At 72.1% G+C, this 23,785-nt stretch carries 29 protein-coding genes; 21 read left to right on the forward strand and 8 right to left on the reverse strand.

Annotation, left to right across the window (positions count from 1 at the left end):
* Positions 1-51: 51 nt before the first annotated feature.
* The 3 genes from BC793_RS16030 to BC793_RS16040 are packed head-to-tail and all read left to right on the forward strand — an operon-like array spanning position 52 to position 1,254.
* Positions 52-396 carry an ArsR/SmtB family transcription factor gene (locus tag BC793_RS16030; protein ID WP_109593499.1) on the forward strand — a complete coding sequence of 115 codons (345 nt, stop codon included), beginning with the start codon at positions 52-54 and terminating at the stop codon, positions 394-396.
* Entirely contained in the window at positions 393-854 is a 462-nt protein-coding gene (locus tag BC793_RS16035) for an SRPBCC family protein (RefSeq protein ID WP_109593310.1), read from the forward strand. Before BC793_RS16030 ends, BC793_RS16035 begins: the two co-directional genes overlap by 4 nt.
* Complete coding sequence (locus BC793_RS16040; protein WP_109593311.1) at positions 847-1,254, forward strand: DUF6069 family protein; 408 nt, start codon at positions 847-849, stop codon at positions 1,252-1,254. Before BC793_RS16035 ends, BC793_RS16040 begins: the two co-directional genes overlap by 8 nt.
* Here BC793_RS16040 and BC793_RS16045 read toward each other — a convergent pair.
* The gene (locus tag BC793_RS16045) at positions 1,230-1,583 is read right to left on the reverse strand and encodes a nuclear transport factor 2 family protein (RefSeq protein ID WP_239170022.1); all 354 of its coding nucleotides are present in this window, start codon (positions 1,581-1,583) and stop codon (positions 1,230-1,232) included. The two genes, BC793_RS16040 and BC793_RS16045, sit on opposite strands and share 25 nt — an antisense overlap.
* Positions 1,584-1,737: 154 nt before the next feature.
* On the opposite strand from BC793_RS16045, the gene BC793_RS16050 reads away from it, so the two are divergent.
* Positions 1,738-2,496, forward strand: a complete 759-nt coding sequence (locus BC793_RS16050; RefSeq protein ID WP_109593313.1) for a DUF2071 domain-containing protein — start codon at positions 1,738-1,740, stop codon at positions 2,494-2,496.
* On the forward strand, positions 2,493-3,422 hold the full coding sequence (locus tag BC793_RS16055) for a TIGR01777 family oxidoreductase (protein ID WP_109593314.1): 930 nt from the start codon (positions 2,493-2,495) through the stop codon (positions 3,420-3,422). The genes BC793_RS16050 and BC793_RS16055 overlap by 4 nt, the downstream gene beginning before the upstream one ends.
* Positions 3,423-3,427: 5 nt before the next feature.
* Here the strand turns inward: BC793_RS16055 and BC793_RS16060 are convergent, their stop codons facing one another.
* A complete protein-coding gene (locus tag BC793_RS16060; protein WP_109593315.1) occupies positions 3,428-4,477 on the reverse strand; it encodes an MBL fold metallo-hydrolase in 1,050 nt (349 codons plus the stop codon).
* Positions 4,478-4,621: 144 nt separating this feature from the next.
* On the opposite strand from BC793_RS16060, the gene BC793_RS16065 reads away from it, so the two are divergent.
* The gene (locus tag BC793_RS16065; protein WP_109593500.1) at positions 4,622-5,224 is read left to right on the forward strand and encodes a TetR/AcrR family transcriptional regulator; all 603 of its coding nucleotides are present in this window, start codon (positions 4,622-4,624) and stop codon (positions 5,222-5,224) included.
* A gap of 163 nt (positions 5,225-5,387) precedes the next feature.
* Positions 5,388-5,801 (forward strand): hypothetical protein, encoded by a 414-nt coding sequence (locus BC793_RS49605; RefSeq protein ID WP_158319269.1) that lies wholly within the window; start codon positions 5,388-5,390, stop codon positions 5,799-5,801.
* 34 nt (positions 5,802-5,835) lie between these two features.
* Here BC793_RS49605 and BC793_RS16075 read toward each other — a convergent pair whose 3' ends face one another.
* The 3 genes from BC793_RS16075 to BC793_RS16085 are packed head-to-tail and all read right to left on the reverse strand — an operon-like array spanning position 5,836 to position 8,617.
* A complete protein-coding gene (locus BC793_RS16075) occupies positions 5,836-6,918 on the reverse strand; it encodes a hypothetical protein (RefSeq protein WP_109593316.1) in 1,083 nt (360 codons plus the stop codon).
* Positions 6,915-7,619 (reverse strand): TIGR03943 family putative permease subunit, encoded by a 705-nt coding sequence (locus BC793_RS16080; protein ID WP_109593317.1) that lies wholly within the window; start codon positions 7,617-7,619, stop codon positions 6,915-6,917. The genes BC793_RS16075 and BC793_RS16080 overlap by 4 nt, the downstream gene beginning before the upstream one ends.
* Positions 7,616-8,617, reverse strand: a complete 1,002-nt coding sequence (locus BC793_RS16085) for a permease (RefSeq protein ID WP_109593318.1) — start codon at positions 8,615-8,617, stop codon at positions 7,616-7,618. The genes BC793_RS16080 and BC793_RS16085 overlap by 4 nt, the downstream gene beginning before the upstream one ends.
* 249 nt (positions 8,618-8,866) lie before the next feature.
* Between BC793_RS16085 and BC793_RS16090 the strand changes: the two genes are divergently transcribed.
* The 9 genes from BC793_RS16090 to BC793_RS16130 all read left to right on the forward strand — a co-directional run bounded on the left by BC793_RS16090 (position 8,867) and on the right by BC793_RS16130 (position 17,505).
* Entirely contained in the window at positions 8,867-10,321 is a 1,455-nt protein-coding gene (locus BC793_RS16090) for a type III PLP-dependent enzyme domain-containing protein (protein ID WP_239170020.1), read from the forward strand.
* On the forward strand, positions 10,318-11,637 hold the full coding sequence (locus BC793_RS16095) for a pyridoxal-phosphate dependent enzyme (RefSeq protein WP_109593320.1): 1,320 nt from the start codon (positions 10,318-10,320) through the stop codon (positions 11,635-11,637). Before BC793_RS16090 ends, BC793_RS16095 begins: the two co-directional genes overlap by 4 nt.
* 1 nt (position 11,638) lies before the next feature.
* Positions 11,639-12,853 (forward strand): aminotransferase class V-fold PLP-dependent enzyme, encoded by a 1,215-nt coding sequence (locus BC793_RS16100; protein WP_109593321.1) that lies wholly within the window; start codon positions 11,639-11,641, stop codon positions 12,851-12,853.
* An 81-nt stretch (positions 12,854-12,934) separates the two neighbouring features.
* Positions 12,935-13,681 carry a class I SAM-dependent methyltransferase gene (locus tag BC793_RS16105; RefSeq protein WP_109593322.1) on the forward strand — a complete coding sequence of 249 codons (747 nt, stop codon included), beginning with the start codon at positions 12,935-12,937 and terminating at the stop codon, positions 13,679-13,681.
* Positions 13,682-13,773: 92 nt separating this feature from the next.
* Complete coding sequence (locus BC793_RS16110; protein WP_109593501.1) at positions 13,774-14,748, forward strand: metal ABC transporter substrate-binding protein; 975 nt, start codon at positions 13,774-13,776, stop codon at positions 14,746-14,748.
* A 1-nt stretch (position 14,749) separates the two neighbouring features.
* The gene (locus BC793_RS16115) at positions 14,750-15,505 is read left to right on the forward strand and encodes a metal ABC transporter ATP-binding protein (RefSeq protein WP_109593323.1); all 756 of its coding nucleotides are present in this window, start codon (positions 14,750-14,752) and stop codon (positions 15,503-15,505) included.
* Positions 15,502-16,371, forward strand: a complete 870-nt coding sequence (locus tag BC793_RS16120) for a metal ABC transporter permease (RefSeq protein WP_109593324.1) — start codon at positions 15,502-15,504, stop codon at positions 16,369-16,371. The genes BC793_RS16115 and BC793_RS16120 overlap by 4 nt, the downstream gene beginning before the upstream one ends.
* The gene (locus BC793_RS16125) at positions 16,355-17,182 is read left to right on the forward strand and encodes a metal ABC transporter permease (RefSeq protein WP_109593325.1); all 828 of its coding nucleotides are present in this window, start codon (positions 16,355-16,357) and stop codon (positions 17,180-17,182) included. The genes BC793_RS16120 and BC793_RS16125 overlap by 17 nt, the downstream gene beginning before the upstream one ends.
* Complete coding sequence (locus BC793_RS16130; protein ID WP_170167242.1) at positions 17,179-17,505, forward strand: ArsR/SmtB family transcription factor; 327 nt, start codon at positions 17,179-17,181, stop codon at positions 17,503-17,505. Before BC793_RS16125 ends, BC793_RS16130 begins: the two co-directional genes overlap by 4 nt.
* A gap of 51 nt (positions 17,506-17,556) precedes the next feature.
* Here the strand turns inward: BC793_RS16130 and BC793_RS16135 are convergent, their stop codons facing one another.
* Both BC793_RS16135 and BC793_RS16140 read right to left on the reverse strand, forming a co-directional pair.
* Positions 17,557-18,147 (reverse strand): DM13 domain-containing protein, encoded by a 591-nt coding sequence (locus BC793_RS16135; protein ID WP_109593326.1) that lies wholly within the window; start codon positions 18,145-18,147, stop codon positions 17,557-17,559.
* A gap of 78 nt (positions 18,148-18,225) precedes the next feature.
* Positions 18,226-19,140, reverse strand: coding sequence for an SDR family NAD(P)-dependent oxidoreductase (locus BC793_RS16140; protein WP_109593327.1), 915 nt, complete (start codon positions 19,138-19,140; stop codon positions 18,226-18,228).
* A gap of 99 nt (positions 19,141-19,239) precedes the next feature.
* Between BC793_RS16140 and BC793_RS16145 the strand changes: the two genes are divergently transcribed.
* The 4 genes from BC793_RS16145 (at position 19,240) to BC793_RS16160 (ending at position 22,333) form a co-directional block, all read left to right on the forward strand.
* Positions 19,240-19,905, forward strand: a complete 666-nt coding sequence (locus BC793_RS16145; RefSeq protein WP_109593328.1) for a TetR/AcrR family transcriptional regulator — start codon at positions 19,240-19,242, stop codon at positions 19,903-19,905.
* Positions 19,906-20,025: 120 nt separating this feature from the next.
* Complete coding sequence (gene msrA, locus BC793_RS16150; protein WP_109593329.1) at positions 20,026-20,529, forward strand: peptide-methionine (S)-S-oxide reductase MsrA; 504 nt, start codon at positions 20,026-20,028, stop codon at positions 20,527-20,529.
* Positions 20,526-21,332, forward strand: coding sequence for a phosphotransferase enzyme family protein (locus BC793_RS16155; RefSeq protein ID WP_109593330.1), 807 nt, complete (start codon positions 20,526-20,528; stop codon positions 21,330-21,332). The genes msrA and BC793_RS16155 overlap by 4 nt, the downstream gene beginning before the upstream one ends.
* Before the next feature lie 176 nt (positions 21,333-21,508).
* Positions 21,509-22,333: an LLM class F420-dependent oxidoreductase gene (locus BC793_RS16160; protein ID WP_109593331.1), complete on the forward strand. Its 825-nt coding sequence runs from the start codon at positions 21,509-21,511 to the stop codon at positions 22,331-22,333.
* A gap of 18 nt (positions 22,334-22,351) precedes the next feature.
* Here the strand turns inward: BC793_RS16160 and BC793_RS16165 are convergent, their stop codons facing one another.
* Positions 22,352-23,143, reverse strand: coding sequence for a poly-gamma-glutamate hydrolase family protein (locus BC793_RS16165; protein WP_203896207.1), 792 nt, complete (start codon positions 23,141-23,143; stop codon positions 22,352-22,354).
* Positions 23,144-23,348: 205 nt separating this feature from the next.
* Between BC793_RS16165 and BC793_RS16170 the strand changes: the two genes are divergently transcribed.
* Positions 23,349-23,768 (forward strand): STAS domain-containing protein, encoded by a 420-nt coding sequence (locus BC793_RS16170; RefSeq protein WP_158319270.1) that lies wholly within the window; start codon positions 23,349-23,351, stop codon positions 23,766-23,768.
* Positions 23,769-23,785: the final 17 nt, after the last annotated feature.

The following is a 23,785-nucleotide window of genomic DNA, read 5'->3' on the forward strand; positions in this document are numbered from 1 at the left end:
GCGCACGCCCCTACGTTGAACTCTTCGGTTCAGTGTCATATGGTGAACCACATGGTTCAGCAAGCTGCTCTGGACCGGGTGTTCGCCGCCCTGTCCGACCCCACCCGCCGCGGGGTGCTCGTCCGGCTGGGAGACGGCCCGGCCACCGTCGGTGAGCTCGCCGGGCCCACCGGCATGACCCTGACCGGGATGAAGAAGCACCTCCAGGTCCTCGAGGACGCCGGGCTCGTCGTCACCGAGAAGGTCGGCCGGACCCGGCAGTGCCGTCTCAGCGCCGCGCCACTCGACGACGCGATGGCGTGGATCAGCTTCTACCAACGGCTCTGGGCTCGTCGTCTGGACGGCCTCGACGCCTACTTCACCATGCGTACCGAACCGAGAGGACGGCCGGAATGACGTTGGAGATGCGAACGGCGCGCCAGTTGCCCGCCACGCCGGAAGAGGTGTTCGACGCCTACACCGACGCCGAGAAACAGAAGATCTGGTTCAGCATCCTCGACGAGACCCCGGGGATCGTGGAGATCGAGGTGGACCTGCGCGTCGGCGGCGTGCAGACCGCCGTGTGGGGGCCGAGCCCGGACGTGCTGTTCCGGGAGACGCAGACGTTCCTCGAGATCGACCGGCCGCACCGGCTGGTCACCGAGTCCGTCGGGGTCGGTCCGGACGGCCAGAGCATGACCACTCGCATCGAGGTGTCGTTCGAGGCCGCCGGCGGTGGCACGCTGATGACCGTGGTGCAGAGCGGATTCCCGGTGCCGGAGATCCGCGACTTCTTCGCCACCGAGGTGTGGGCCGGCGCGCTCGCCCGGATCGAGACGTACCTGATCCGCCGCCGGACGGCCGCCGATGTCTAGGGTCGCGGTGGTCGCCGCGGCCGCCGCAGTCGCCGCGGCCGTCAACCTGGCCGTCTACGCCGTCGGCCGCCTGGCCGGCGGATCCTTCCGGTTCACCTCGCCGTCCGGGCCGGCCGAGGTGGACGCGGTGACGGTCGCCGCGTTCAGTGTGCTGCCGCTTGTGATCGGCCTGACGGTGGTCGCGCTGCTCGCGCCGCGCGCGGCCTGGGTGGTCCGGGCCGCGTGGGTCGCCGGACCGTTACTGGCGGTCGTCACGATCGCCGGGATGACGCTCCCGGCCGACTTCGACACGATCAGCAAGGTCGGCCTGGCCCTGTGCCACCTGACCCTCGTCCCGATCATCGTCGTCGCGGTCACCGCCCTCGGCCGGCGCGCTCAGGACGCGGTGATCTTGCCGTAGACGTCCTTGGTGGTGATGCGGCCGTCGCGGATCCGGTACACGTCCAGACCGCGCAGGACCGTGCCGTCCGCGGCCGGGGGCCACTGCCATTCGCAGACCACCCGGTCGCCGGAGGCGAAGACGTCGCCGAGGTCCGGGCCTTCGCCGGGGCCGATCTGCCCGGCGAACACCTCGACGACCGCGTCCCTTCCGTGCACGGCGACGGCCGGGCCGTCCCAGGCGTTCGGGCGGTACACCACGTCGTCGTCGAGCGCGGCGGACAGCGCCGGCAGGTCACCGCGCAGCCAGGCGGCGTTGAACCGTTCGATCAGCTCCCGTGAATCCGTCACGGCGGGAACGGTAGTCGAAGCGGGCATCCCGCCGGGTCCTGGCGGGCCGTCGTGACAAGGTGGTTGAGCGATCGCTCAAAACGTGTAATCTTGAGTTTGAGCGATCGCTCAACCGTGACGTCGGCGTACCGGCGCAGGGAAGGAGGGTGACCTGATGCAGGGCCCCCGCATGGTGAGCGTCATCGAGCGCCGCCTCCTGGTGAACTACCGCACCGACCCGGAGATCACCGCCCGCCTGCTGCCCGCCCCGCTGCGGCCGCAGGTCGTCGGCGGGTGGGCGGTGTCCGGTCTCTGTCTGATCCGGCTCGGCGGCGTCCGGCCGGCGGCGATTCCCGTGCCGTTCGGTCTGCGCAGTGAGAACGCGGCGCACCGGATCGCCGTCGAGTGGGACACGCCGGACGGCGTCGAGCGCGGCGTCTACATCCCGCGCCGCGACACCGGTTCCCGGCTCACCGGCTGGGCCGGCGGCCGCCTCTTCCCCGGCCGGCATCACCGCAGCCGGGTCGGCGTCCGCGAGAGCGACGACGAGCTGCGGATCAACGTCGAGGACGACAGCACGGGGGTACGGGCCGAGGTGCACGTCCGCACGGCGGCCACCCTGTCGGGCAGCCGGCTGTTCACCGACACCGGGCAGGCGTCGGAGTTCTTCCGCTGTGGTGGCGCGGGATTCTCGACCACGCCGAACCCGGCCCGGCTCGACGGGGTGCGGCTGCTCACCCACGACTGGCGGGTCTCCCCGGTCGAGCTGGTCTCGGTGCGGTCCACGTTCTTCGACGACCCGGTCCGCTTCCCGCCGGGCTCGGCGATCGCCGACTGCGGGCTGCTGATGCGGGACGTCGCCGCCACCTGGGTTCCGCTGCCGCGGATGACGGTGCGGCCGGCCGGCGATCCCGTCACTGCCCCGGTCCGGTGAAGACGGTGATCGCCGGTGGCTCCGGCGCGCTCGGGCAGCGGATCGCCCGGGACCTGATCGGCCGGGGCGACGACGTGGTGGTGCTGAGCCGGTCGGCGGCGCCGGTCCGCTGGGGCCGCCACGTGCGCTGGGACGGGCGTACCGTCGGATCCTGGTCTGCGGAGCTCGCCGGTGCCGTCCTGATCAACCTGTGCGGTGAGCTGGTGTTCCGGCGGGCGACGCCGGCGAACATCGCGCTCCTGACCCGCTCGCGGACCGAGCCCAGCCGGGCGCTCGCGCAGGCGTGCGCGGGCCTCGACCGGCCGCTGCCGATGCTGGTGCAGATGAGCACGCTGGCGATCTACGGCGACGCCGGTGAGCCGGTGCTCGACGAGTCGGCGGCGCCCGCCGAGGGCCCGCCGCAGATGGCCGGCGTCGCGCGGGCGTGGGAGGAGGCCGCCGCCCAGATCACCGCGCAGCGCCGGGTCACGTTGCGCACCGGCATCGTCCTCGACCCGGGAACGCCCGCGTTCGACCGGCTGGCCGGCTTCGTACGGTGGGGTCTCGGCGGCACGATGGGCGGCGGCGGGCAGTGGATCAGCTGGCTGCACGTCGACGACCTGTGCGCGATCGTGCGCTCCTGCATCGACGAACCGGCCCTGTCCGGCGTCGTGCACGCGACCGCGCCCCATCCGGTGCGCAACCGGGAACTGATGGCCACGCTCCGCCGGGTGCTGCACCGGCCCGTCGGCCTGCCGAGCCCGGCGCTGGTGGTCCGTTTCGGATCGGTCTTCCTGGGCGCCGACCCGATGCTGGTGCTGACCGGCCGCCGGTGTGTGCCGGGCCGGCTGCTCGACGCCGGGTTCAGGTTCACCCACCCGGATCTGGAGTCCGCGCTGACCGACCTGGTCGACGGCCGGGCGGCGCCGGTCGGCACCGCCCGGTAGGGGAGTCAGGCGACGTGCTGCCACCAGGCGTCGATCTCCGGCGGGTTGTCCACGTCGACGCGCTCGCCGGGCCGGGGAACGGCCAGCCGGACACCGCGGGCCTTGGCCTCGCGCCACGTGCGCTCGGCCGGCTCGGACCAGTGGTGCGGCGCCAGGTCGAAGGTCGCCCAGTGCACCGGGATCATCACACCGCCGCGCACGTCGACGTGGGTGGCGACCCCGTCCTCGGGCACCATGTGGATGTCGGACCAGTCGTTGCCGTACGCCCCGACCTGCACCAGCGTGGCGTCGAACGGACCGTACGTCTCCCCGATCGCGGCGAAGCCGGGGAAGTAGCCGGTGTCGCCGGAGTAGAAGACCCGGCGGGTCGGCCCGTTGATCACCCAGCTGGCCCAGAGCGTCTCGTCACGGCTCAGCCCCCGCCCGGAGAAGTGCCGGGCCGGGGTGGCGATCAGTTCGAGGCCGGCGACCCGGGTCGACTCGTTCCAGTCCAGCTCGGTGATGCGGGACTCCGGCACACCCCAGCGCTCCAGGTGGGCGCCGATGCCGAGCGGCACCACGAACATGGTGGCCTGGAGGTCGGCCAGGATCTGGATGCTGGGCATGTCGAGGTGGTCGTAGTGGTCGTGGGAGATCACCACGGCGTCGATCGGCGGCAGGTCGCGCAGGCCGACCGGCGGCTGGTGCAGGCGGCGCGGCCCGGCCAGCGGCGTGGGGGAGCAGCGGTCGCTCCACACCGGGTCGAGCAGGACACGATGGCCCTCGATCTCCACCAGGGCGGACGAGTGCCCGTACCACGTGATGTGCAGCCCCTGCGCGTCGTCGCCGGGGGTGGCCGGGGCGAGCGGGACCGGCCGGTGCGGGCGGCGGGCGTCGCCGCCGGTGAAGGCGGCGACGGCGACGCGGGGCACCGCCGACAGTGAGATGCCGGTGGTGGTGGGCACGTTGTTGCGGAACCGGCCGCCGGAGAACTGCGGTGACGCCTCCATGCGGGCGCGGCGGGACCCGGTGGCCTTCCCGCCGATCTGTGCGGCGATGTTGAACCGGTTGTCCATGAGCGGGCGTCTCCTTCTGCTGGGCCTGTGTGTCCATCGGCCGGCGCGGCGGGACCGGTAGGCTGCACCAAATGTAGGCACTGATAACAATGTAGTCAACGCCCACAATGTGTTCGTCGCCTACATCACGCTAGGATGGGGATCATGAAAGCCCGCCCTTACCATCACGGAGACCTCCGCGCCGCCCTGCTCACGCTCGCCGAGGACACCCTGCGCGCCCGGGGCCCCGCCGAGCTGTCACTGCGCGAACTCGCCCGTGAGGCGGGGGTGAGCCCGGCCGCGCCCAGCCGGCATTTCCGGACCAAACAGGTGCTGCTCGACGCCCTCGCGGTGGAGGGCTTCCAGCGCCTCACCGCGGCGATGGACACCTCCCTCGACCAGGCCGGGGAGACCTTCGGACAGCGGTTGACGGCGCTCGCGCGGGCCTATCTGGGCTTCGCGGCCGCCAACGGCGCGCTGCTCGACCTGATGTACGGCCGCAAGCACGAGCCCGACGCCAGCGCCGAACTCCTCGCCGCCATGCACCGCCTGAAAGACCTGGCCACCGACCTGATCGCGGACGGTCAACGGCGCGGCGAGGTCCGCGACGGCGAGGTCGACCGGCTCTCGCTGCCGCTGTTCGTCGCACTCCAGGGGCTCACCCAGCTGACCGCGAGCGGCGGGTTCCCCGCCGACCAGATCGAGGCGGGCGTCGACGAGACGATCGCGTTCATCTTGCGCGGCTACGCCCCGGACGTCACCACCTGAGGCAGAGGTACGCCGTGGTGGCCCCCGAAACGCGCAAGAGGTCACCACGCCGCCCCGGGTGAGGCTCGGCGGCACCCCGCCCGGGTCGCGATCCCCGGGCCCGCCCGTCCCGTATTGACAGCGGGCGCTTCCCTGGAACCGATCACCGAAACGGGGAGGCGGGATGATGGAGAAGCAGAACCTCGCGGCGGCCGTGCAGGAGCTGGCGTGGGAGCTGGCTCGCCGGCAGGAGACCGGGGCACGGCGGATGGAGGTCACGTCGCCGTGGGAGCCCGGGCTCTCGCAGGAGCAGCGGCGGCAGGCGTGGCTGGCCACCCTGGCCGCGCTGGAGGCCGTGCAGGCCGAGGTCAGCCGGCAGACCGGATCAGCCGTGGAACAGGCCGTGCAGTACGGGGCCGGCCAGGCGGAGATCGCCGAGGCGGCCGGGCGGCAGCGGGCGCGCCGGCGCTGGCCGCGGCTCTTCGGCAGAGGGGGCGGCAGGGCCGGCCGCAGGGGCGAGACCGGCGCGGGCCTGGGGACACTGTCGGCTCACGGGCGGGCGGCGAGCAGCCGTCTCGACAATCTGCCGCCGGTGTAGCCGCCGCCCGGTCGGCACCGTGGCGCCGAAGGTCTCACACGGTACGCAGATCGAGGACGAACCACCGGGTCGAGCCGCCGTCGGTGCCGAACCACCAGACCAGGCCGTTACGGCTCTGTGCGTCGTTCGCGGCGGCGTCCAGCTCGACCGTCGTACCGGTGGAGATGTCGTGGACGAGCAGGCCCGCCGTGCCGGTGCTGCCGGACGCCGGACCGAGATCGGCCAGGATCTCGAAGCGGTCCAGGATCGCGACGTCGGGAACGGCGGCCCGGACCTCGCCGTCGGCGATCCGGCGGCGCTCCGACCCGTCCGGGCGCATCAGGTCGATGCGGGCCGGCTCGTCGCCGTCGAGGACGATCACGCGGCACCACGAGGGGCTGCACGCCGCGAACTCGGCACCGGCGGTGGGCACGGTGATCTCCCGGCCGGTGCTCATGTTGCGCAGCAGGGTGGCGCCGGTACCGCCACTGGCACCGTCGTCGAGCCACGGCCACGGCGCCGTCGTCCACTCGCCCTTCTCCCGGGTGACCTGTACGCGGCCGCCGGTCAACGCGACCGAACGCACCTCGGTGGTCGCCGGGTCGTCCGCCGCCCCGGCCGTCCAGTACACCCGGCCGGCATGGTGCACCAGGTCGTACTCGCTGCCGTGGAAGACCGCGTTGCCGACATCGCCGGTCAGGCGTCGGGCCGGGCCGCGACCCGCGGGGGCGGCGGCCCAGATCTGTGGTGGCCCGGCATCGGTGAACTCGGTCCAGACGACGTCGTCCCCGGCAGCCGTCACGTTCTGGAAGCGGGGATTCGCCGCGGCGTCCAGGCGGCGCAGTTCCCGTACCGTGCCGTCGGTGCCGCGGAGCAGCAGCCGCAAGAACCGGTTGTCGTTGCTGGTCGACACCCCGACCACGGTGGTGGTGTCGAGGAACAGCAGCGGGCGCAGCGGCAGGTCGGCGAGGGTGGCCCGTTCGGCATCGGGCCAGACCGCCGCCGCGGAGGCCGGTCCGGCGGTGGCGGGCGCGGCCGCCGGTTCGGGTTCGAACGGGCTGCCGGTCAGGACCAGGGCGCCCACCGCGCCGAGGGCGACGGCGACGGCGGCGAGGTCGCGTCTGCGGACGGTTCTCATTCGTACGGCCGCCGGGGCGCGGTGGTCTGCTGCCAGTCCGTCACCTCGAGGTACGGCACGTGGGCCTGGTTGACCGGGTCCTTCTCCACCCGGCTGCTCCAGACGCCGACGACCTGGACCCACGTGTCGACCGGCGCCTCGACGGTGACCCCGCCGGCCAGCCCCACCTTGATCGGGCGGCCGTCGGCGGCACAGCACGCCATGGTCATCCGGGTCAGCATCGGCCGTCCGTCCGGGCCGGTGCTGATGAAGCCGATGAGCCGCAGTCGGCGGCCGGCGAGGCTGCGGCCCTCGTCGAAGATCGCCCGGGTGCCGTAGTCCATCAGGCTGAGCGGTACCGGATCACCCGGGGGCAGCGGCGAGAACTCCGACTCGACCTGCGCGGAGGCCAGCGCGCTGCCGGCCTGCCCGGCGGCGTACGAGCCGAGCGCGGGCGGCGCGATCAGCAGGACGGCGAGCGCCGGCAGGATCAGCAGCCAGCCGGCCCGTGACTCGTGATGGTCGTGCCCGTGCCCCTCGTCACCGGCCCGCAGGTCGTAGTAGAGGGTCATCGTGGCCGCCACCAGCAGCAGCGTGCCCGCTCCGAGGAGGAACGGCTGCAGGCCCTCCTTGACGTAGCGCAGATACACGTCGGTGAGGCAGGCCTTCAGGATCGCCCCGCCGAGCAGCGCCATCACGATCGCCTGTGCCCGCCGGTTCACCAGACCACCGTCCCGATGCCGGCGCCGACCAGGACGGCCGCCACGAAGGTGGCCGGCGCGAACCGGGCGGCGAACCGCCGGCCGAACACGCCGGTCTGCATCGCGATCAGTTTGAGGTCGACCATCGGGCCGACCACCAGGAACACCAGTCGCGAGGTCAGCGAGAACTGGGACAGGGAGGCGGCGACGAACGCGTCCGCCTCGCTGCAGATCGACAGCAGGACGGCCAGGACGGCCAGCGCGAGCACGGACAGCAGCGGGTCGGCGGCCAGGGTCTGCAGCCAGGACTCGGGCACGGCGACGTTGATGGTGGCGGCGGCCGCCGCGCCGATGACGAGGAAGCCGCCCGCGTGCATCACGTCGTGCCGGCAGGCCGCCCAGAACGCCCGGGCCTGGGACGTGTCGTCGAGATCGGACCGGCGCGGCAGCCGGATCCACTCGGTCCGGCCCAGCCGCAGCCACAGCCATCCCATCGCGACCGCGACGATCAGACTCGCGGCGGCCCGTGCGGCGACCATCTCCGGGTCGCCGGGGAAGGCGACGGCGGTCGCGGTCAGGACGATCGGGTTGATCGCCGGGGCCGCCAGCAGGAAGGCCAGCGCCGCGGCCGGTGTCACGCCCCGCCGGATCAGCGAACCCGCGATCGGTACGCTGCCGCACTCGCAGCCGGGCAGGACCACTCCGGCGAGACCCGCCACCGGCACCGCCGCCACCGGATGGCGGGGCAGTGCCCGGGCCCAGAAAGACCGTGGCACGAATACCGCGATCACCGCGGACAACACGACTCCGAAGACCAGGAATGGCATCGCCTGAACCATTACCGAGACGAACACGGTGGTCCAGGTCTGCAGTCCGGGACCGGACACCAGAGTGGCGAGCGGATTCCGTAGGGCGACGAGCAGGAGGAGCAGGATGGCCAGCCCTTCCACGGCGCCGGGGCGCCATGGTCGGGTAGTGGCCGCCACGTCGATGGTGGAATTCGACAATGCATTTTCCATTCCGGGGGGAACGACAGTCACGGCCGTCGATCAACTTACCGGATATCGGCGCCGGTGCAAGATGCCCGGCCATTGTCGACAAATGCTCAACTGTTTATATGCGCAGAATGCCATTCAAAAAGCAATCGATATCTGGCGATATGCGCAATATCGCATGGCGTAATCAGCCGATCACATTCAGGTGATGATCCTCTTGGCCCGGTGCCCTTCATGGATTACGTTCGGGCTGAGCCGTCGATGACACGGGGAGTGAGATTGGTCCGATATCTACAGCCGCGCGTGGAGGGTGACCTGCGGTCCCTGCTGGACGATCACCCGTGGCTCCACCAGGTGGCCGGCGCACTCGGATCCCCGCTCAACCTGGTGCTCCCCGATCAGGTGGCGCGCAACGCCGAGCGGTTCCGGGAGGTGTACCGCGCGCATCACCTCAGCGGCGGCATCTACTTCGCACACAAGGCGAACCGGTCGTCCGCGCTGATCCGGGCGCTGGCCGGCGTCGGCGGCGGCGCCGACGTGGCGTCCCTGGGCGAGTTGCAGCACGTGCTCGCCGCCGGGTTCGCCCCGGAACGGATCATGGCCACCGGGCCGAAGAGCCGGGAGTACCTGTGGCTGGCCGCACGGGCCGGAGTGATCGTCAACGCCGACTCCGTCACCGAACTGTCCGATCTGGCCGGTATCGTCGCGGCGCACGCCCTGCCCCGGGTCCGGGTGATGGCGCGCCTGTCCGGATTCGCCACCACCGGGACCACGGTGCTGTCCCGGGCGAGCCGGTTCGGCACACCCGCGACCGGCACGGCCCCGCTCTGGGACGTCCTGGCCGAGCACCGCGACCGGCTCGATCTCCTCGGTGTCGCCTACCACCTGGACACCGTCGGGCTTCCGGAGAAGGCGGCCGCGCTGGACGGCTGCCTGTCCGCCATGGACGACGCCGGCCGGCACGGGCTGAACCCGCGGGCGATCGACATCGGCGGCGGGTTCGGCATGAACTATCTGGCCGACGCCGGCGAGTGGGAGTCCTGGACCAGCGAGCTGACCGCGGCGGTGCTCGGCCGGCGTCCGCCGCTGACCTGGAACGGGCACGGGTACGGGCTGCGCAACGAGGGCGGCACGGTGCGCGGCACCCTCGGCGTGTACCCGGCCCACCGGACCGTCGCCGGGCCGGACTATCTGGACCGGCTGCTGCGCACCGAGTCCACCGCACACCGCCGGCCGCTGGGCGAACTGGTGCTCGACCACCTCTACGAGCTGTACGTCGAGCCCGGCCGGGCGCTGCTCGACCAGTGCGGGGCCGTGCTGCTGCGGGTCGAGGACGTCGGCGACGACGGGCGGGGCGAGACCCTGGTGCGGGTCGCGGGCAACGGCACCGACGTCGGGCTGGAGCAGCACGGCGTACTGATGGATCCGCTTCTCGTGCCCCGCGGCACGCCCGCTCCCGGTGGGCCGGCCGGGGTCTATCTGACCGGGAACCTGTGCCTGGAGGCCGACCTGATCACCCGTCGCAAGGTGTTCCTGCCCAGCCGGCCGCAGCCCGGTGACCTGCTGGCCTTCGCGAACACCGCGGGCTACCTGATGGACTTCAGCGCCGGTGCCGCGCTGATGCAGCCCACCGCCCGGACGATCGCCGCCTACCGGTCCGGCGACGCCTGGCGGTGGTGCCTGGACGACCGGTACTGGCCCGTGACGGGCCGGGAGGGGACAAGGTGAGGTACGACAGCGTCACCGACATGATCGGCGACACGCCACTGGTGCGCATCGACGCGGCGGTGCACGGTCTTCGCAACATCGACCTCTACGCCAAGATGGAGCTGTTCAACCCGTTCGGATCGGTCAAGGACCGGGCCGCGTGGAACATGGTCCGGCACCGGCTGCCGGGCGCGGCCGGGCGCGGCGAGACCGTGGTGGAACTCTCCAGCGGCAACACCGCCAAGGCGCTCGCGGTGATCGCCGGCATGCACGGGCTGCCGTTCCGCAGCGTCACCAACCGGATGCGGGTGCCCGAGATCAAGGACCTGCTGCTGCTGCTGGGCGCCCAGATCGACGAGCTGCCGGGCCGGTCGGAATGCCTCGACCCGACCGACACCGACGATCCGTTGACCCGGATGTACCACGCCGTGTCCGCCGACGGCGCCGGTTACCTGCACACCGACCAGTACTTCAACGATCTCAACGTCCAGGCGCACGTCCACGGCACCGGACCGGAGATCATCGCGGATCTGGACGGCCGGGCACCGGACTACTTCATCGCCTGCGTCGGCACCGCCGGCTCGTCCAGCGGGGTGGCGCGGGTCCTGCGTGCCCACGACCCGGCGGTCACCGTCGTCGGGCTGGTGGCCGAGAAATCCGACTTCATCCCCGGCATCCGCGACATCGACGAGGTGCACGAGGTCGGGCTGTTCGACCCCGGCACCTACGACGTCATCGAGGCGATCAGCTCCGACGAGGCGATCGACGGGCTGCTCACCCTGGTACGCCGCTGCGGCACCCTGGCCGGCCCGACCGGGGGCGGCGCCTACCAGGGCGCGGTCCGCTACCTGCGCGGGATCGACGCCGGCCTGACCGGACGGCGGACCGCGGTGTTCATCGTCTGCGACCGGGTCGAGAGCTACCTGAGCTACCTGCGGGACCGCCGTCCCGAGTTGTTCCGGCAGCCGGCCCGCGCGAACTCGGTGCACAGTCTCACCGGCGACGAGCTGGCGGCGGCGCCTACTCTCGACGTGGCGGCCGCGCAGGCCTGGATCGACGCGGAACAGCCGCTGATCGTGGATCTGCGCAGCCCGTTCGCCTACCGCGCGCTGCACATCGACCGGTCGATCAACATCGTCGACGACCGGTTCGGCGAGATGCTGCACGGTGGGCTGCCCTTCAGCCGGCGGCAACCGGTCCTGCTGGTCTGCCCGGTGGGGGAGAAGTCCGCGCGGTACGCCGCCCTGCTGACCCGGATGGGCCACCCGGACGTGCGGTCGCTGACCGGTGGGGTGATCGCCTGGCGGGACGCCGGAGCCACCCTGGTACGGGACTGAGATGGCCCGCCACAACCACGGCACGGCCTTCCCGGACGAGCTGCGCACCTGGCAGGCGGGGCTGCGCGACCAGTTCCCGATCATCGTCGCCAATCCGGGTACGGCCTACCTGGACAGCGCGGCCACCTCGCAGAAGCCACAGGCCGTGCTGGACGCGGTGATGGGGTATCTCACCACCGGGAACGCCAACGCCGGCCGGGGCACGTACCCGTGGGCGAACCGGACCACCGCCCTGGTGCAGGAGGCCGGGCTGCGGGTGCGGCGGTTCCTCGGCGACCCGGAGCCGGACCGCTCCGGGGTCCACTTCGTCAGCGGCACCACCGAGGGCCTGCGGCTGATCGCCCGTGACTGGCTGGTGCGGCACCTGCGCGACGGCGACGAGATGATCGTGCCGGCGGCTGACCACACGGCCAACGCCCTGCCCTGGCGCGAGGCGGCCGGTCAGCTGGCCCGGGAGGGCGTCACCGTCCGGATCCGCGAGATGCCCTACGACGCGGCCCGCGACTACGACCACCGGGCGCTGCCGGCTCTGGTCACCGGGCGCACCCGGTTCATCGCGGTCACCCACGTGCACCACGTCTACGGCGGTGACATGAACATCCAGCGGATCCGTGCGGCGGCCGGCCCGGACGTGGTGATCTGCCTGGACGCCGCGCAGGGTGTGGGGCATCTGCCGCTGTCGGTGGCCGATCTGGACGTGGACTTCGTGGTCTTCTCCGGGCACAAGGCGATGGCGTTGCCCGGCACCGGTGCGATCTGGGCGGGCAACCGGCGTGGTGCCCGGTTCGTCCCCGGCGGCTGGGCGGGCACCCCCAACACCAGCGGCATCGTGAGCCTGGCCGCCGCGCTGGACTGGCTGGAGCAGGCCGGTGTCGAGCGGATCGCCCGCTGGACGGTGGCCCTCGGCGCCCGGCTCACCGACGGGCTGCACCGGCTGCCCGCCTACGAGGTACTCGGCTGTCAGCGCAGTCTCGAGGCCGGGTCGCCGGTGCAGCAGCGGCATGGCATCGTCACCTTCCGCCATCACCGGATCGGCTCCAACGATCTCGGTTTCATCCTGGCGGCGGAGGGCTTCCTGGTCCGGGCGGACGGTCACTGCCAGGCCGAGGGGGGCGAGAAGACGGCATCGGTACGGGTGAGCGTGCACGCGTACAACACGGTGGAGGAGATCGACCGCCTGCTGGAACTGCTGCGCCGGCTCGACACGGAAGGTTGAGCACCTCACCCTTATTGAAAACGACTTCCGTTAGAGTGGGCGGCGCTGATCTTCTGCCGGCCCGTACTCCCGAGGTTGTCGATGGCATCGTCGCCCCCCGCTGTGCCCGTTCTCGACCGGACGGCCGTCGACCGCTGGCGCCGGGCGTGGGACGAGGTCATGGCCGGCTTTCTGCCCGGCGCGGCCAGCTTCGAGCACGTGCTGCCGGCTGTCGTCGAGGCGGTGTGCGGCGGGGCTCCGCGACGGATCCTGGACCTCGGTGGCGGTCCGGGGGTCTTCGCCGAGCGGATGGCCGGCCGTTGGCCGGGCGCCGAGGTCGCGATGATGGATCTGGACCCGGTGCTGCTGGCGCTCGCCGGCGCCGGTGCCGACGGCCGGGTCCGCGTGCACCGTGGTGACCTCACGTCGTCGTGGTGCGGCGAAGTCGGTCCGGACGGGCCGTACGACCTGCTCACCATCGTCATGACCATCCACTACCTGACCCCGGGCCGGGCGCTGGCCCTCTATCGGGCGGCCCGTTCGGTGCTGCGTCCCGGCGGCCTGCTGATCGTCGCGGACCTGATGCCCGAAGCCGGCCTCGACCGGGTGACGGGGTCGCTGCCGCCCGCCGCCGGGCTCGCCTGGGAGCGCTGGTGGGACGAAGTGCGGGCCGACGGGGCGTTGCGGCAGTTGCTCGACGAACGACGGGCGGTCTTCGCCGGCCGGGTGCCGGCCGAGTTCACCCCGCCCGCCGACTGGCATCGCTCCGCCGCCCTGCGATCCGGTTTCGAGCAGGCCGGCGTCGTCTGGCGGTGGGGTGCCCACGCCGCTCTGGCGGCGATCGCCTGACCGGTGCCGAACATATCGTCACTTTGCGATTAGACGATAACTTTTGACAATGATTATCGTTCCACTCCTCAGCGACAGCAGGAGTGAAACCGATGAAACACCCCCCTCGTCCGGTCCGGATCGCGGCGCTCGCCGCCCTCATCACCGTGATGGCCGGTTGCGGCTCCGCGACCGCCGAGCCCGCCGGATCCACATCGGCCGGCCCGAAGCTCGCCGTCGTCGCCACCACCCCCGAGGTCGCCGACTTCGTCCGCAACATCGGCGGCGATGACGTCGCCGTCACCCAGATCATCAAACCCAACGTGGACCCGCACGACTACGAGCCGACACCCGCCGATCTCCAGGCCATCGCGAGCGCGAAGCTGGTCGTCAAGAACGGTGTGGGCCTGGAGGAATGGCTCGACCGCACGATCGAGTCCGCCGGGTTCACCGGCACGGTCGTCGACTCCAGCCAGGATGTCACCCTGCGCGAGGGCGGTCACCACGAGGAGGAGGGCGCGGAACACGCCGAGGAGGAGGGCGAGGAGCACGACCCGCACATCTGGCACGACCCCCGCAACGCCAAGCTCATGGTGACGAACATCCAAAAGGGTCTCGCTGCGGCCGAACCGGCCAAGGCGGAGACGTTCGCGAAGAATCTCGCCACCTACAGCGCCGAGCTCGACAAGCTGGACGCGGACAACACCGCCGCCTGGGCGAAGATCGGCAAGGCCGACCGGAAGCTGGTCACCAACCACGACGCCTTCGGCTACTACATCGCCCGCTACGACCTCGAGTTCGTCGGCTCGGTCATCCCCAGCCTGGACACCTCCGCCGAACTGTCCGCGGCCCAGCTCACCGACCTGGTCGCGAAGATCAAGGCGACCGGCACGAAGGCGATCTTCGCGGAGAGCTCACTGCCGCCCAAGACGGCCGAGGCCATTGCCCAGCAGGCCGGCGTCAAGGTCGTGGCCGGCGAGGACGCACTGTTCGGCGACAGCCTCGGCGCGCCCGGCAGCCCGGAGGGCACCTACCTCGGCGCCGAGCGGCACAACACGCAGGTCATCGTCGACGCGCTGGCCGGCTGACATGGCGGCCGCCGCCCTGCGCCTGGCCGGGGTCAGCGTGGGCTACTCGGGCAGACCCGTGGTCACCGGCGTCGACCTCGAACTCAGGCCCGGGCAGCGGCTCGCCCTGGTCGGCCCGAACGGCGCCGGCAAGTCCACCCTGATCAAGTCCGTGCTCGGACTCGCCGAGATCATCGACGGCAGCGCCACCGTCCTGGACCGGGCACCGGCCCACGCCCGCGCGTTCACCGGATACGTGCCACAGACCGGCAACCTCGACCCCGACTTCCCGGTCAGCGCACGCCAGGTGGTGATGATGGGCCGCTACCGGCGGCTCGGCTGGTGGCGGCCCGCCCGCGCCGCCGATCGCCGCGCCGTCACCGAGGCCCTCGACCGGGTCGGGCTCGCCGACCGGGCCGGCCTCCGGTTCGGCCTGCTCTCCGGTGGTCAGCGCCAACGGGTGCTGCTGGCCCGCGCGATCGCCGCCCAGCCACGGCTGCTGCTGCTCGACGAGCCGTTCAACGGCGTCGACGCGGTCAGCCAGGAGGCGATCGTGCGGGTGCTGCGGGACCTGTCCGCCGCCGGGACCGCACTGGTGATCAGCACCCACGACCTCGCCGTCGCCCGCGATCTCGCCGACCTGGTCTGCCTCGTCAACGGGCGGCAATGGGCGGTGGGCACGCCCGGCGAGACCCTCACGGCCGGGCCCCTGCGGCAGACGTACGGCAGCTCCGCCATCGATCTGGCCGACGGCCGGATGGTGCTGGTCGAGCCGTGATCGAGCCGTTCGCCGTACCGTTCATGGGCCGTGCCCTCACCGAGATCGCCCTGCTGGCGCTGATCTGTGGCCCGGTCAGTGTGTTCGTCTTCGTCCGCCGGCTGTCGTTCGTCTCCGACGCGCTCACCCACACCGTGTTCCCCGGCGTCGTGATCGGCTTCGTCGCCGGCGGCATGGACGGCCTGTTCACCGGCGCTCTCGTCGCCGCCCTGCTGACCGCCGGGGTGCTGACCGTGCTGACCCGTGGCGCAAGGCTCACCGACGACGCGGCCACCGCGGTCGTGCTCACCGCGATGTTCTCGATCGGCGTCGTCCTGGTGTCGCGGCGCACGTCGTACACCTCCGATCTGACCGCCTTTCTCTTCGGCCGCCTGCTGACCGTGACGCCGCGGCAGATCGCCGAGACCGCCGTCCTCGCCGCGGTGATCCTCGTGGCCCTGGCGATCGGCTGGCGGGCCTGGTTGTTCCGCGCCTTCGACCCGGCCGGAGCCGCCGCGGCCGGGCTGCGGATCGGCCGGCTGGACCTGTGGCTCAACGTCGTGCTCGCGCTGGTGGTGGTCGCCGCGGTCCGTGCGGTCGGCACGATCCTCGTGGTCGCCCTGCTGATCATCCCGGCCGCGGCCGCCCGGATGGTCACCGACCGGCTCGCGGTGATGGCCCTGCTCGGCACCGGCCTCGTCCTGGCCGCCGGATACACCGGGCTCCTGCTGAGCTGGACCGCGTCGCTGCGCTACGGGGTGGCGCTGACCGCCGCCTCCGCCGTGGTCCTGGCCCTCGTTCTGGCCTATCTGCTGCTCCTGCCCGTACGCCGGTGGCGTGACCGGGCCCCGGTGGAGAGGACGTCCCCGCATGAACTGGTGGGATGACGTGATGCACCGCGCCGTCGCCGAGGTGATCCTCGCCGGCGCCCTGACCGGCCTGATCGGGGTGCAGGTGGTGGTACGGCGGCTGTCGTTCTTCACCCTGGCCCTGACCCACGCCACCTTCCCCGGTGTGGTGGCCGCGTCGATCATCGGGGTGAACCTGCTGCTCGGGGGAGTGGTGACCGGGGCGGTCGTCGCGCTGGGCGTGGCCGCGCTGACCCGGCGCCGCGGGCAGGACGCGGCGGCGGCCACCGGGGTACTGGTGTCCGGCGGCTTCGCGCTGGGTGCCGCACTGGTGGCCACGCAGAGCGGATTCAGCCGCGACCTGTCGTCGTTCCTGGTCGGCTCGATCCTCACGGTCAGCGCCGGGGACCTGGTGAGCACCGCCGGTGTGCTGGCCGTCGTCGCGATCGTCCTGCTGGTCTGCGCCCGCCCCCTGCTGTACGCCGGATTCGACCCGGTCGGTGCCCGCGCCGCCGGCATCGCGGCCGGCGGATGGGACGTGGTGCTGCTGCTGACGATTCAGCTGGTCGTGGTCGCCGTCGTGCCCGCCGTCGGCACCATCCTCGCGCTGTCGCTGATCGTCGCCCCGGCCGCCGCCGCACGCCTGTGGTCCGACCGTCTACCGGTGATGACCGCCCTCGCCGTCCTGTTCGCCGTCGGGAGCGGCCTGGCCGGGCTCTTCGCCTCCAGCCGGTGGAACCTCGCCGCGGGCGCGAGCATCTCGCTGGCCGCGACCGCCGTGCTGGCGATGTCGTGGGGCCTGCAGCGGCTGACCGCGACCGTGTCGGCGGCGCGGGCGGTGCCGGCATGAGCGCCGAACCGGTGATCCAGCCGACCGACCTCGACCGTGCGGTCCTGGTCCTGCGGGGCATGGCATACCAGCACCGCCTGCACATCCTGCTGGTCCTGCGCGCCGGGGAGGCGACGCCGGCGGGCCTGAGCGAGATCGTGCCCGCGCATCCCACCGCGATCTCGCATCACCTGCGGCACCTCACCGACGCCGGACTGATCCAGCGCCGGCGGCGGGGGCAGCGGGTCTACTACTCGCTGCCGAGTGAGTCGACGGGCCGGCTGATCGACGGCATCCTCGACTTCGTCACCGGCGGCGGGCACAAGGGCCCGGCCGGCCGGTGAGCGATGTCGTCACCGGCGGCGGGCACCCGGGCCCGGCCGGCCGGTGATCGATCAGACGGTGGTCAGCTCGGCCGCGCCGAACGAGACGGCGAAGCGTTTGCACCAGATGCTGACGCTGCGGAAGTCGGCCGGGTCGACTCCGGCGTCCAGCCGGTACACCTGGTCGCCCTGGTTGCCCTTCAGTTTGCCCAGCTCGGCGTACCGCCCGTCGTCGAAGACCCGCCACCCGGCGGTGCCGGTGCGGACCCGCTGGTCGGAGAGCCACACCCGCAGATCCGGGCCGTCACTGGTGTCCAGTCCGGCGATCTCCAGCTGGTGGCTGCCGTCCGGGTTGAGTACCAGCCGGGCTTTGCCGGTGGTGTCGTGCTCATGGGTGATGAAGGTGCCTTCGGCGATGACCACCGCGGCGACCGGAGCATCGCGAGGTGCGGCGGCCTGGCTGGACGGCGGTGACCCGGCGGACGGCTGGGCCGCGGCGGACGGCTGTGGCCCGGCGGACGGCACGACGGACAGCGCGTCGGTCACGACCGTGTCGGTGAACAGTCGCCACGGCGCGAACCAGTAGAGCGCGCCCGCTCCACCGATGCCGAGTACCGCGATGACGATCCAGGAGGCGGGTTTTCTGAGAAGGCGGCGAATCACGGGTTCAGTCAAACCGCCCGGCGGGCCGATCACCAGGCCGGACGGCTTACGAAACGCTTACGGCGGCCCGGCCGCGGGTCACCCCACCGCCGCGCTGATCGGGAACGTCACGCCGGTGAGCTGCTCGGAGACCGTCCACAGACGCTGCTGGACCGCTCGGTCGTGGGAGGCGGGGCTGGAGGCGACCGGCTTCGGATATCCCCGGATCTCCCAGCGGTTGCCGGGACCGTAGTACTGCCCGCCCACGACGGCCGGGTCGGTGGCGGCGCGCACGGTGGGCAGAGCGCCCATCGCGGCCTTCTGGGTGAGCAGCGGCGCGAGCCAGCCGGCGGCGACGCGGACCACGGGGGGCGTGTTGCGGGCGAGTTCGGTGTCGGACATGCCGGGGTGGGCGGCGACCGCGAGGGTGGTGCCGTGCGGTGCGAGCCGGCGCTGCAACTCGTACGTGAACATCAGGTTGGCGAGTTTGGCCTGGCCGTAGGCGCCGGACCGGCTGTACGAACGCTCCCACTGGAGGTCGTCGAAATGGATGGCGGCCCGGATGCGGTGGCCGGTGCTGCTGACCGTCACGACGCGGGAGCCGGGAACGGGCAGCAGCCGGTCCAACAGCAGGCCGGTCAGGGCGAAGTGTCCGAGATGGTTGGTGCCGAACTGGAGCTCGAAGCCGTCGGCGGTGGTCTGCCGCGGGGTGTACATCACGCCCGCGTTGTTGATGAGCAGGTCGATGCGCGGGTGGGCGGCGCGCAGGTCGGCCGCGGCGGACCGGATCGAGTCCAGAGAGGCCAGGTCGAGGGCCTGGACGGTGACGTCGCCGGTGATGCGGGCGGCCGCCTGCCGGCCCTTCTCGACATCACGGACGGCCAGGACCACCGTCGCCCCGCGTGCGGCGAGCATCCGGGCGGTCTCGAAGCCCAGTCCGGTGTTGGCGCCGGTCACGATCGCCACCCGGCCGTGCTGGTCGGGGATGTGCTGCTCGGTCCAGTCGGCACTCATCACGCACTCCTAAGAAACCATCGGTCTGTTATGTGCCCAACGTAAGAGACCGGCGGTCTGCTGTCAAGGTACCGGCGGTCTTTAAGTTAGGGTGACGGCGTGACATTTCAGCGGGCGCGCAGCGAGGAGCAGCGGGAGATCCGCCGGCGGGCGATCCTGGACACGGCGGCGGCCATGCTCGACGAGATGCCCGTGGCCGACCTCAGCCTCAACGAACTCAGCCGGCGCGTGGGCCTGGCCAAATCGAACGTCCTGCGGTATTTCGAGTCGCGCGAGGCGGTGCTGCTCGAACTGCTGGACGCCTTCCTGGGGAGCTGGCTCGCCGAGCTGGCGGACCGGCTGGCCGAGGGCGTCGAGGCGCAGGCGACCCCGGAGGTACGGGCCGGTCAGCTGGCCGAGATCCTCAGCCGGTCACTGGCCGAGCGGAAGGTGCTCTGCGACCTCTTCGGCGCGCAGGGTGGCGTCCTGGAGCACAACGTCTCGGTCGAGGTGGTCAAACGGCACAAGCGCGCCTCCCTGGCGAGGCTCGAGGCCATGGTCGATCTCGTACTGTGTCACCTGCCGGAACTCGGCGGCGGCGCGCAGCTGTTCTGCCTGCTGAGCCTGGTCTCGGCGGGTGCCCTGTCGGCGTACGTCCCGCCGCCACCCAGCGTCCTCGCCGCCTACGCCGACGAACCGGCCCTCGCCGTGATCCACATGGATCTCCGCGACGCCCTGCGGGCCGCCCTCGCCGCGGCGCTCGTGGGCGTGCTGCCCCGCGCCTGAGTCCGGGCGGCCGAAATGCGGCGCCGGCCGCGGGCCGTCCGTGATCGTGGTGACAGCGGGCGGGCGCGGGACGGCCGATCGGGCATGCTGGGACGGGTACGACGACGAGAGGGGTGCGCGATGGCGTCGGAGAAGGCGGTTCTGGCCGGTGGCTGTTTCTGGGGGATGCAGGATCTGATCCGCAAGCGTCCCGGGGTGCTGTCGACACGCGTCGGCTACACCGGTGGCCACGTGGAGAACGCCACCTACCGCAATCACGCCGGGCATGCGGAGGCCATCGAGATCGTCTTCGATCCGGCGGTCACGTCGTATCGGGAGGTGCTCGAGTTCTTCTTCCAGATCCACGACCCGACCACCCTGAACCGGCAGGGCAACGACATCGGCGACAGCTACCGCTCGGCGATCTTCTACGACGGCGACGAGCAGAAACGGGTCGCCGAGGACACCATCGCCGACGTGGACGCCTCCGGTCTGTGGCCGGGCCGGGTCGTCACCGAGGTGACCGCGGCGGGCCCGTTCTGGGAGGCGGAGCCGGAGCACCAGGACTACCTGGAGCGCATCCCGAACGGCTACACCTGCCACTTCCCCCGGCCGGACTGGAAGCTTCCCCGCCGTACCCGATGAGGCTCGACCCGGCGGTGGCCGCGGCGACATCGGTCGTGTCGTCGCTCGGTCTGGTGGCCGACGAGGCGATCGTCCTGCAGCAGTCGAACCGGATCACGATGCGGCTGCTGCCCTGTGACGTGCTGGCCAGGGTGTCCCGGGCGGGGCACCGGGCCGCCCGGTTCGAGATCGAGATGGCGCAACGGCTGGTCGCCGCGGGCAGCCCGGTGGCGGGCCCGGACCCGCGTGTGGAGCGGCGTGCCTACGAGTGCGACGGCTACGTGGTCACCCTCTGGAGTCATTGGGAGCCGGTGGCCGGCGAGATCGCGCCGGCCGACTACGCCGGGGCACTCGGCCGGCTGCACGCGGGCATGCGGACCCTCGACGTCCCGGTGCCGCATTTCACCGACCGCGTCGAGCGGGCCCGGCGGCTGGTGGCCGACCGGGACCGGACGCCCGACCTGGCCGAGGAGGACCGGGACCTTCTCGGCTCGATGCTGCGGCGGCTGCCCGCGGCGGTCGGCGGCCGTGGCCGGCCGGAGCAGATCCTGCACGGCGAACCGCATCCGGGCAACGTGCTGCTGACCGGGAGCGGTCCGCTCTTCATCGACCTGGAGACGTGCTGCCGGGGACCGGTCGAGTTCGACCTGGCACACGCACCCGAGGAGGTCGGCGAGCACTACCCGGGTGCCGACCCCGACCTGCTGCGCGACTGCCGCATGCTCATGCTGGCGATGATCACGGCGTGGCGCTGGGACCGCGACGACCGGCTCCCGGACGGTCGCCGGCTCGCCGCCGAGTGGATCAGCCGGCTCCGGCGGTGACCGCAGGCGGTGGATCAGCCTGATCCGGCGGTGACCGCACGCGCGGTGGCAGCACGCCCCGGGGCCCCGGCCATGCACGGTGGACCGGCCGGGGTGGAACCCACCGCCTAAGGTCATCGACATGGTTGGATCCGGCGAGCCGGGTCCCCGACGATGACGCAGAGGTGGCGGGTCAGATGAAATTCGGGCTGTACGGTCTGCATCGCGATCGCAACGTCGACCCCGCCCTCCTGGTGCGGCGGGCCAGGTTGGCGGAGGAGGCGGGCTTCGAGTCGCTGTGGGTGGGCGACCACATCGCGCTTCCCGCCGGGGAGGGCAATCCACCCCGGCTGGAGGCCATGGTCGCGTTGACCTACCTGGCGGCGGTGACCAGCCGGGTGCGCCTCGGGGTGGGACTGATCGTGCTCCCGCAGCGTCAGCCGGTGCTGCTGGCCAAACAGCTCACCTCGCTGGACGTGCTGTCCGGTGGCCGGCTGACCGTCGCCGTCGGGGCGGGCTACGTCGAGCCGGAGCTGAACGCGATGGGTGTGTCGCTCGCCGAGCGGGGCGCGCGGACCGATGAGTACCTGGCGGCGATGCGGGCGCTGTGGGCCGCCGAGCCTTCGTTCGCCGGCCGGTTCGTGTCGTTCTCCGGTGTCGTTCAGCACCCGTCGCCGGTCCAGCGCCCGCATCCGCCGATCGTGGTCGGAGGTCACTCCGCCGCCGCGTACCGCCGGGCGGTGCGGCAGGGGAGCGGCTGGTACGGCTGGGGTCTGGATGCCGACCAGACCGGGCAGGCGCTGGGCGTCCTGGCCGAGACCGCCCGCGACGGCCGGCGGCCGGCGGACCTCGGCGACCTGGAGATCACCATCACGCCACCCGGGCCGCCTGACCTCGACACCGCCCGCCGGTACGCCGACGTGGGCGTGGACCGGCTCATCATCGAACTGGAAGGCATCGACGACGACGCCGTCGAGGGTGTGATCACCTCCGTGGGGGAGACCCTGATCGGCCGGGTCTGACCGCCGGGTCGCCCGGGGTCAGCCGGCGAGTGCCAGCCGCGTGGCGTCCACGAAGGTCCAGAACGCCGGCAGGGTGGAGGATCCGCGCCCGGCGCGGGTGTTGACCCCGAACATCCGCGTCCGCAGCGGCGTGGTCAGCTCCAGTTGTGCGCCGGCGCCGCGCAGGGTGCGGTTGACGAGGTTGGCCGGGTCGTCGCCGTTGAGGGCCGGCACCCCGGCCGCGTCGATCGCCTGGACGCCGGCGGCCAGGTACGCCTCGATCAGCGCGGCCTTGAGACCGGTGTCGCGCCCGCCGACGAGCACGGCGGCGGTGGTGTCGGGCAGTCCCGCCTGAGCCGGCGAACAGCCGTGCAGCGACACCGCCCGGCGGCTGCCCGCGACCGTGGCCAGCGCCACCGGGTCGTCGCAGTGCGACGAGGTGACGTGCAGCCCGGCGTTCCCCGACGAGCGGAGCCCCTCGAACATCCAGTAGTCGTAGACGGCGCCGCCGGTGGCACCCCCGGCCGGGTGATAGCCCGCGACGGCGAGGCAGAGCTCGGACGTGCCGGGCTCGATGCCCCCGCCGTGCAGCGCGACGACGACGGTGTCCGGGTAGTCGCCGCCGGCCGTCTCGCTGTCGTCCAGCGCCGCATGCCGCCGGAAGCGCCGGGCGTAGTCGACCCCTTCGGCGAGGGCCGGGTCGGCGTAGAGCGCGGTGTTCGACGGATAGGTGTCCGCGCCGTGGGCCGGCCGGGCACCGGCGGCGACCAGGGGCGGTATCGCGACCGCACCCACGGCGGCCAGGATGCTGCGACGGCTGAGCACGGACACGGAACCCCCCGATTGTCGTATCGACATCGAATGATTCCACACCGGTCCGGGCGCCGGGTGGATTCGCCGACGTGCTCGTGGACGGTCGGCCCTGGGCTATTGACGGGCTCCGATCGCGCACTGCTTCCCGATGTGGACGGAATCGTCATGGAAATGTCATACAGGTGAGGGCGTACCGCCGTCCCTCCGGGGAAACGTGGTAGTCATGAGTGTCGTTCCGGTCATTGATGAGCATGACAACGGCAACAGCGTGGCGAATGTCGTGGGTGATGCCCGGATCGTGGTGCGCCACATGGCCGGCGCCTCCGTCGTCCGGGTCGTCGGGGACGTCGACCTGGCGGTGGCCGGCCGGCTGCGGGCCACGTTCGAGTCGGCGCTCGCGATGGATCCCTGGATCATCGTGGATCTGCGGCGCACCGAAGCCGTCGACTCCGTCGGGCTGGGCGTATTGCTCGCCGCCCGGCAGGCGGCCCGCCGGCGATCCGGTGATCTCGTGCTGGCGGCCGCTCCCGCGTATGTCGTGTCGGTGATCCGGGCCGCCCGGCTCGGCGCGGTCTTCCCGATGTTCGACACCGTGCCGCAGGCGATCACCTATGCGCTGAGGTCGGCCGCCGACCACGGTTGAGATCACGTTCGGGCACC

Origin of the sequence: Actinoplanes xinjiangensis (assembly GCF_003148685.1) — a bacterium.
Lineage (GTDB): Bacteria > Actinomycetota > Actinomycetes > Mycobacteriales > Micromonosporaceae > Actinoplanes > Actinoplanes xinjiangensis.

Coding starts and splice junctions, on each gene's coding strand:
- BC793_RS16030 (WP_109593499.1), top strand. CDS start 52: ATGGTTCAGCAAGCTGCTCTGGACCGGGTGTTCGCCGCCCTGTCCGAC.
- BC793_RS16035 (WP_109593310.1), top strand. CDS start 393: ATGACGTTGGAGATGCGAACGGCGCGCCAGTTGCCCGCCACGCCGGAA.
- BC793_RS16040 (WP_109593311.1), top strand. CDS start 847: ATGTCTAGGGTCGCGGTGGTCGCCGCGGCCGCCGCAGTCGCCGCGGCC.
- BC793_RS16050 (WP_109593313.1), top strand. CDS start 1,738: ATGCAGGGCCCCCGCATGGTGAGCGTCATCGAGCGCCGCCTCCTGGTG.
- BC793_RS16060 (WP_109593315.1), bottom strand. CDS start 4,477: ATGGACAACCGGTTCAACATCGCCGCACAGATCGGCGGGAAGGCCACC.
- BC793_RS16065 (WP_109593500.1), top strand. CDS start 4,622: ATGAAAGCCCGCCCTTACCATCACGGAGACCTCCGCGCCGCCCTGCTC.
- BC793_RS49605 (WP_158319269.1), top strand. CDS start 5,388: ATGATGGAGAAGCAGAACCTCGCGGCGGCCGTGCAGGAGCTGGCGTGG.
- BC793_RS16075 (WP_109593316.1), bottom strand. CDS start 6,918: ATGAGAACCGTCCGCAGACGCGACCTCGCCGCCGTCGCCGTCGCCCTC.
- BC793_RS16085 (WP_109593318.1), bottom strand. CDS start 8,617: ATGGAAAATGCATTGTCGAATTCCACCATCGACGTGGCGGCCACTACC.
- BC793_RS16100 (WP_109593321.1), top strand. CDS start 11,639: ATGGCCCGCCACAACCACGGCACGGCCTTCCCGGACGAGCTGCGCACC.
- BC793_RS16105 (WP_109593322.1), top strand. CDS start 12,935: ATGGCATCGTCGCCCCCCGCTGTGCCCGTTCTCGACCGGACGGCCGTC.
- BC793_RS16110 (WP_109593501.1), top strand. CDS start 13,774: ATGAAACACCCCCCTCGTCCGGTCCGGATCGCGGCGCTCGCCGCCCTC.
- BC793_RS16115 (WP_109593323.1), top strand. CDS start 14,750: ATGGCGGCCGCCGCCCTGCGCCTGGCCGGGGTCAGCGTGGGCTACTCG.
- BC793_RS16125 (WP_109593325.1), top strand. CDS start 16,355: ATGAACTGGTGGGATGACGTGATGCACCGCGCCGTCGCCGAGGTGATC.
- BC793_RS16130 (WP_170167242.1), top strand. CDS start 17,179: ATGAGCGCCGAACCGGTGATCCAGCCGACCGACCTCGACCGTGCGGTC.
- BC793_RS16140 (WP_109593327.1), bottom strand. CDS start 19,140: ATGAGTGCCGACTGGACCGAGCAGCACATCCCCGACCAGCACGGCCGG.
- msrA (WP_109593329.1), top strand. CDS start 20,026: ATGGCGTCGGAGAAGGCGGTTCTGGCCGGTGGCTGTTTCTGGGGGATG.
- BC793_RS16155 (WP_109593330.1), top strand. CDS start 20,526: ATGAGGCTCGACCCGGCGGTGGCCGCGGCGACATCGGTCGTGTCGTCG.
- BC793_RS16160 (WP_109593331.1), top strand. CDS start 21,509: ATGAAATTCGGGCTGTACGGTCTGCATCGCGATCGCAACGTCGACCCC.
- BC793_RS16170 (WP_158319270.1), top strand. CDS start 23,349: ATGAGTGTCGTTCCGGTCATTGATGAGCATGACAACGGCAACAGCGTG.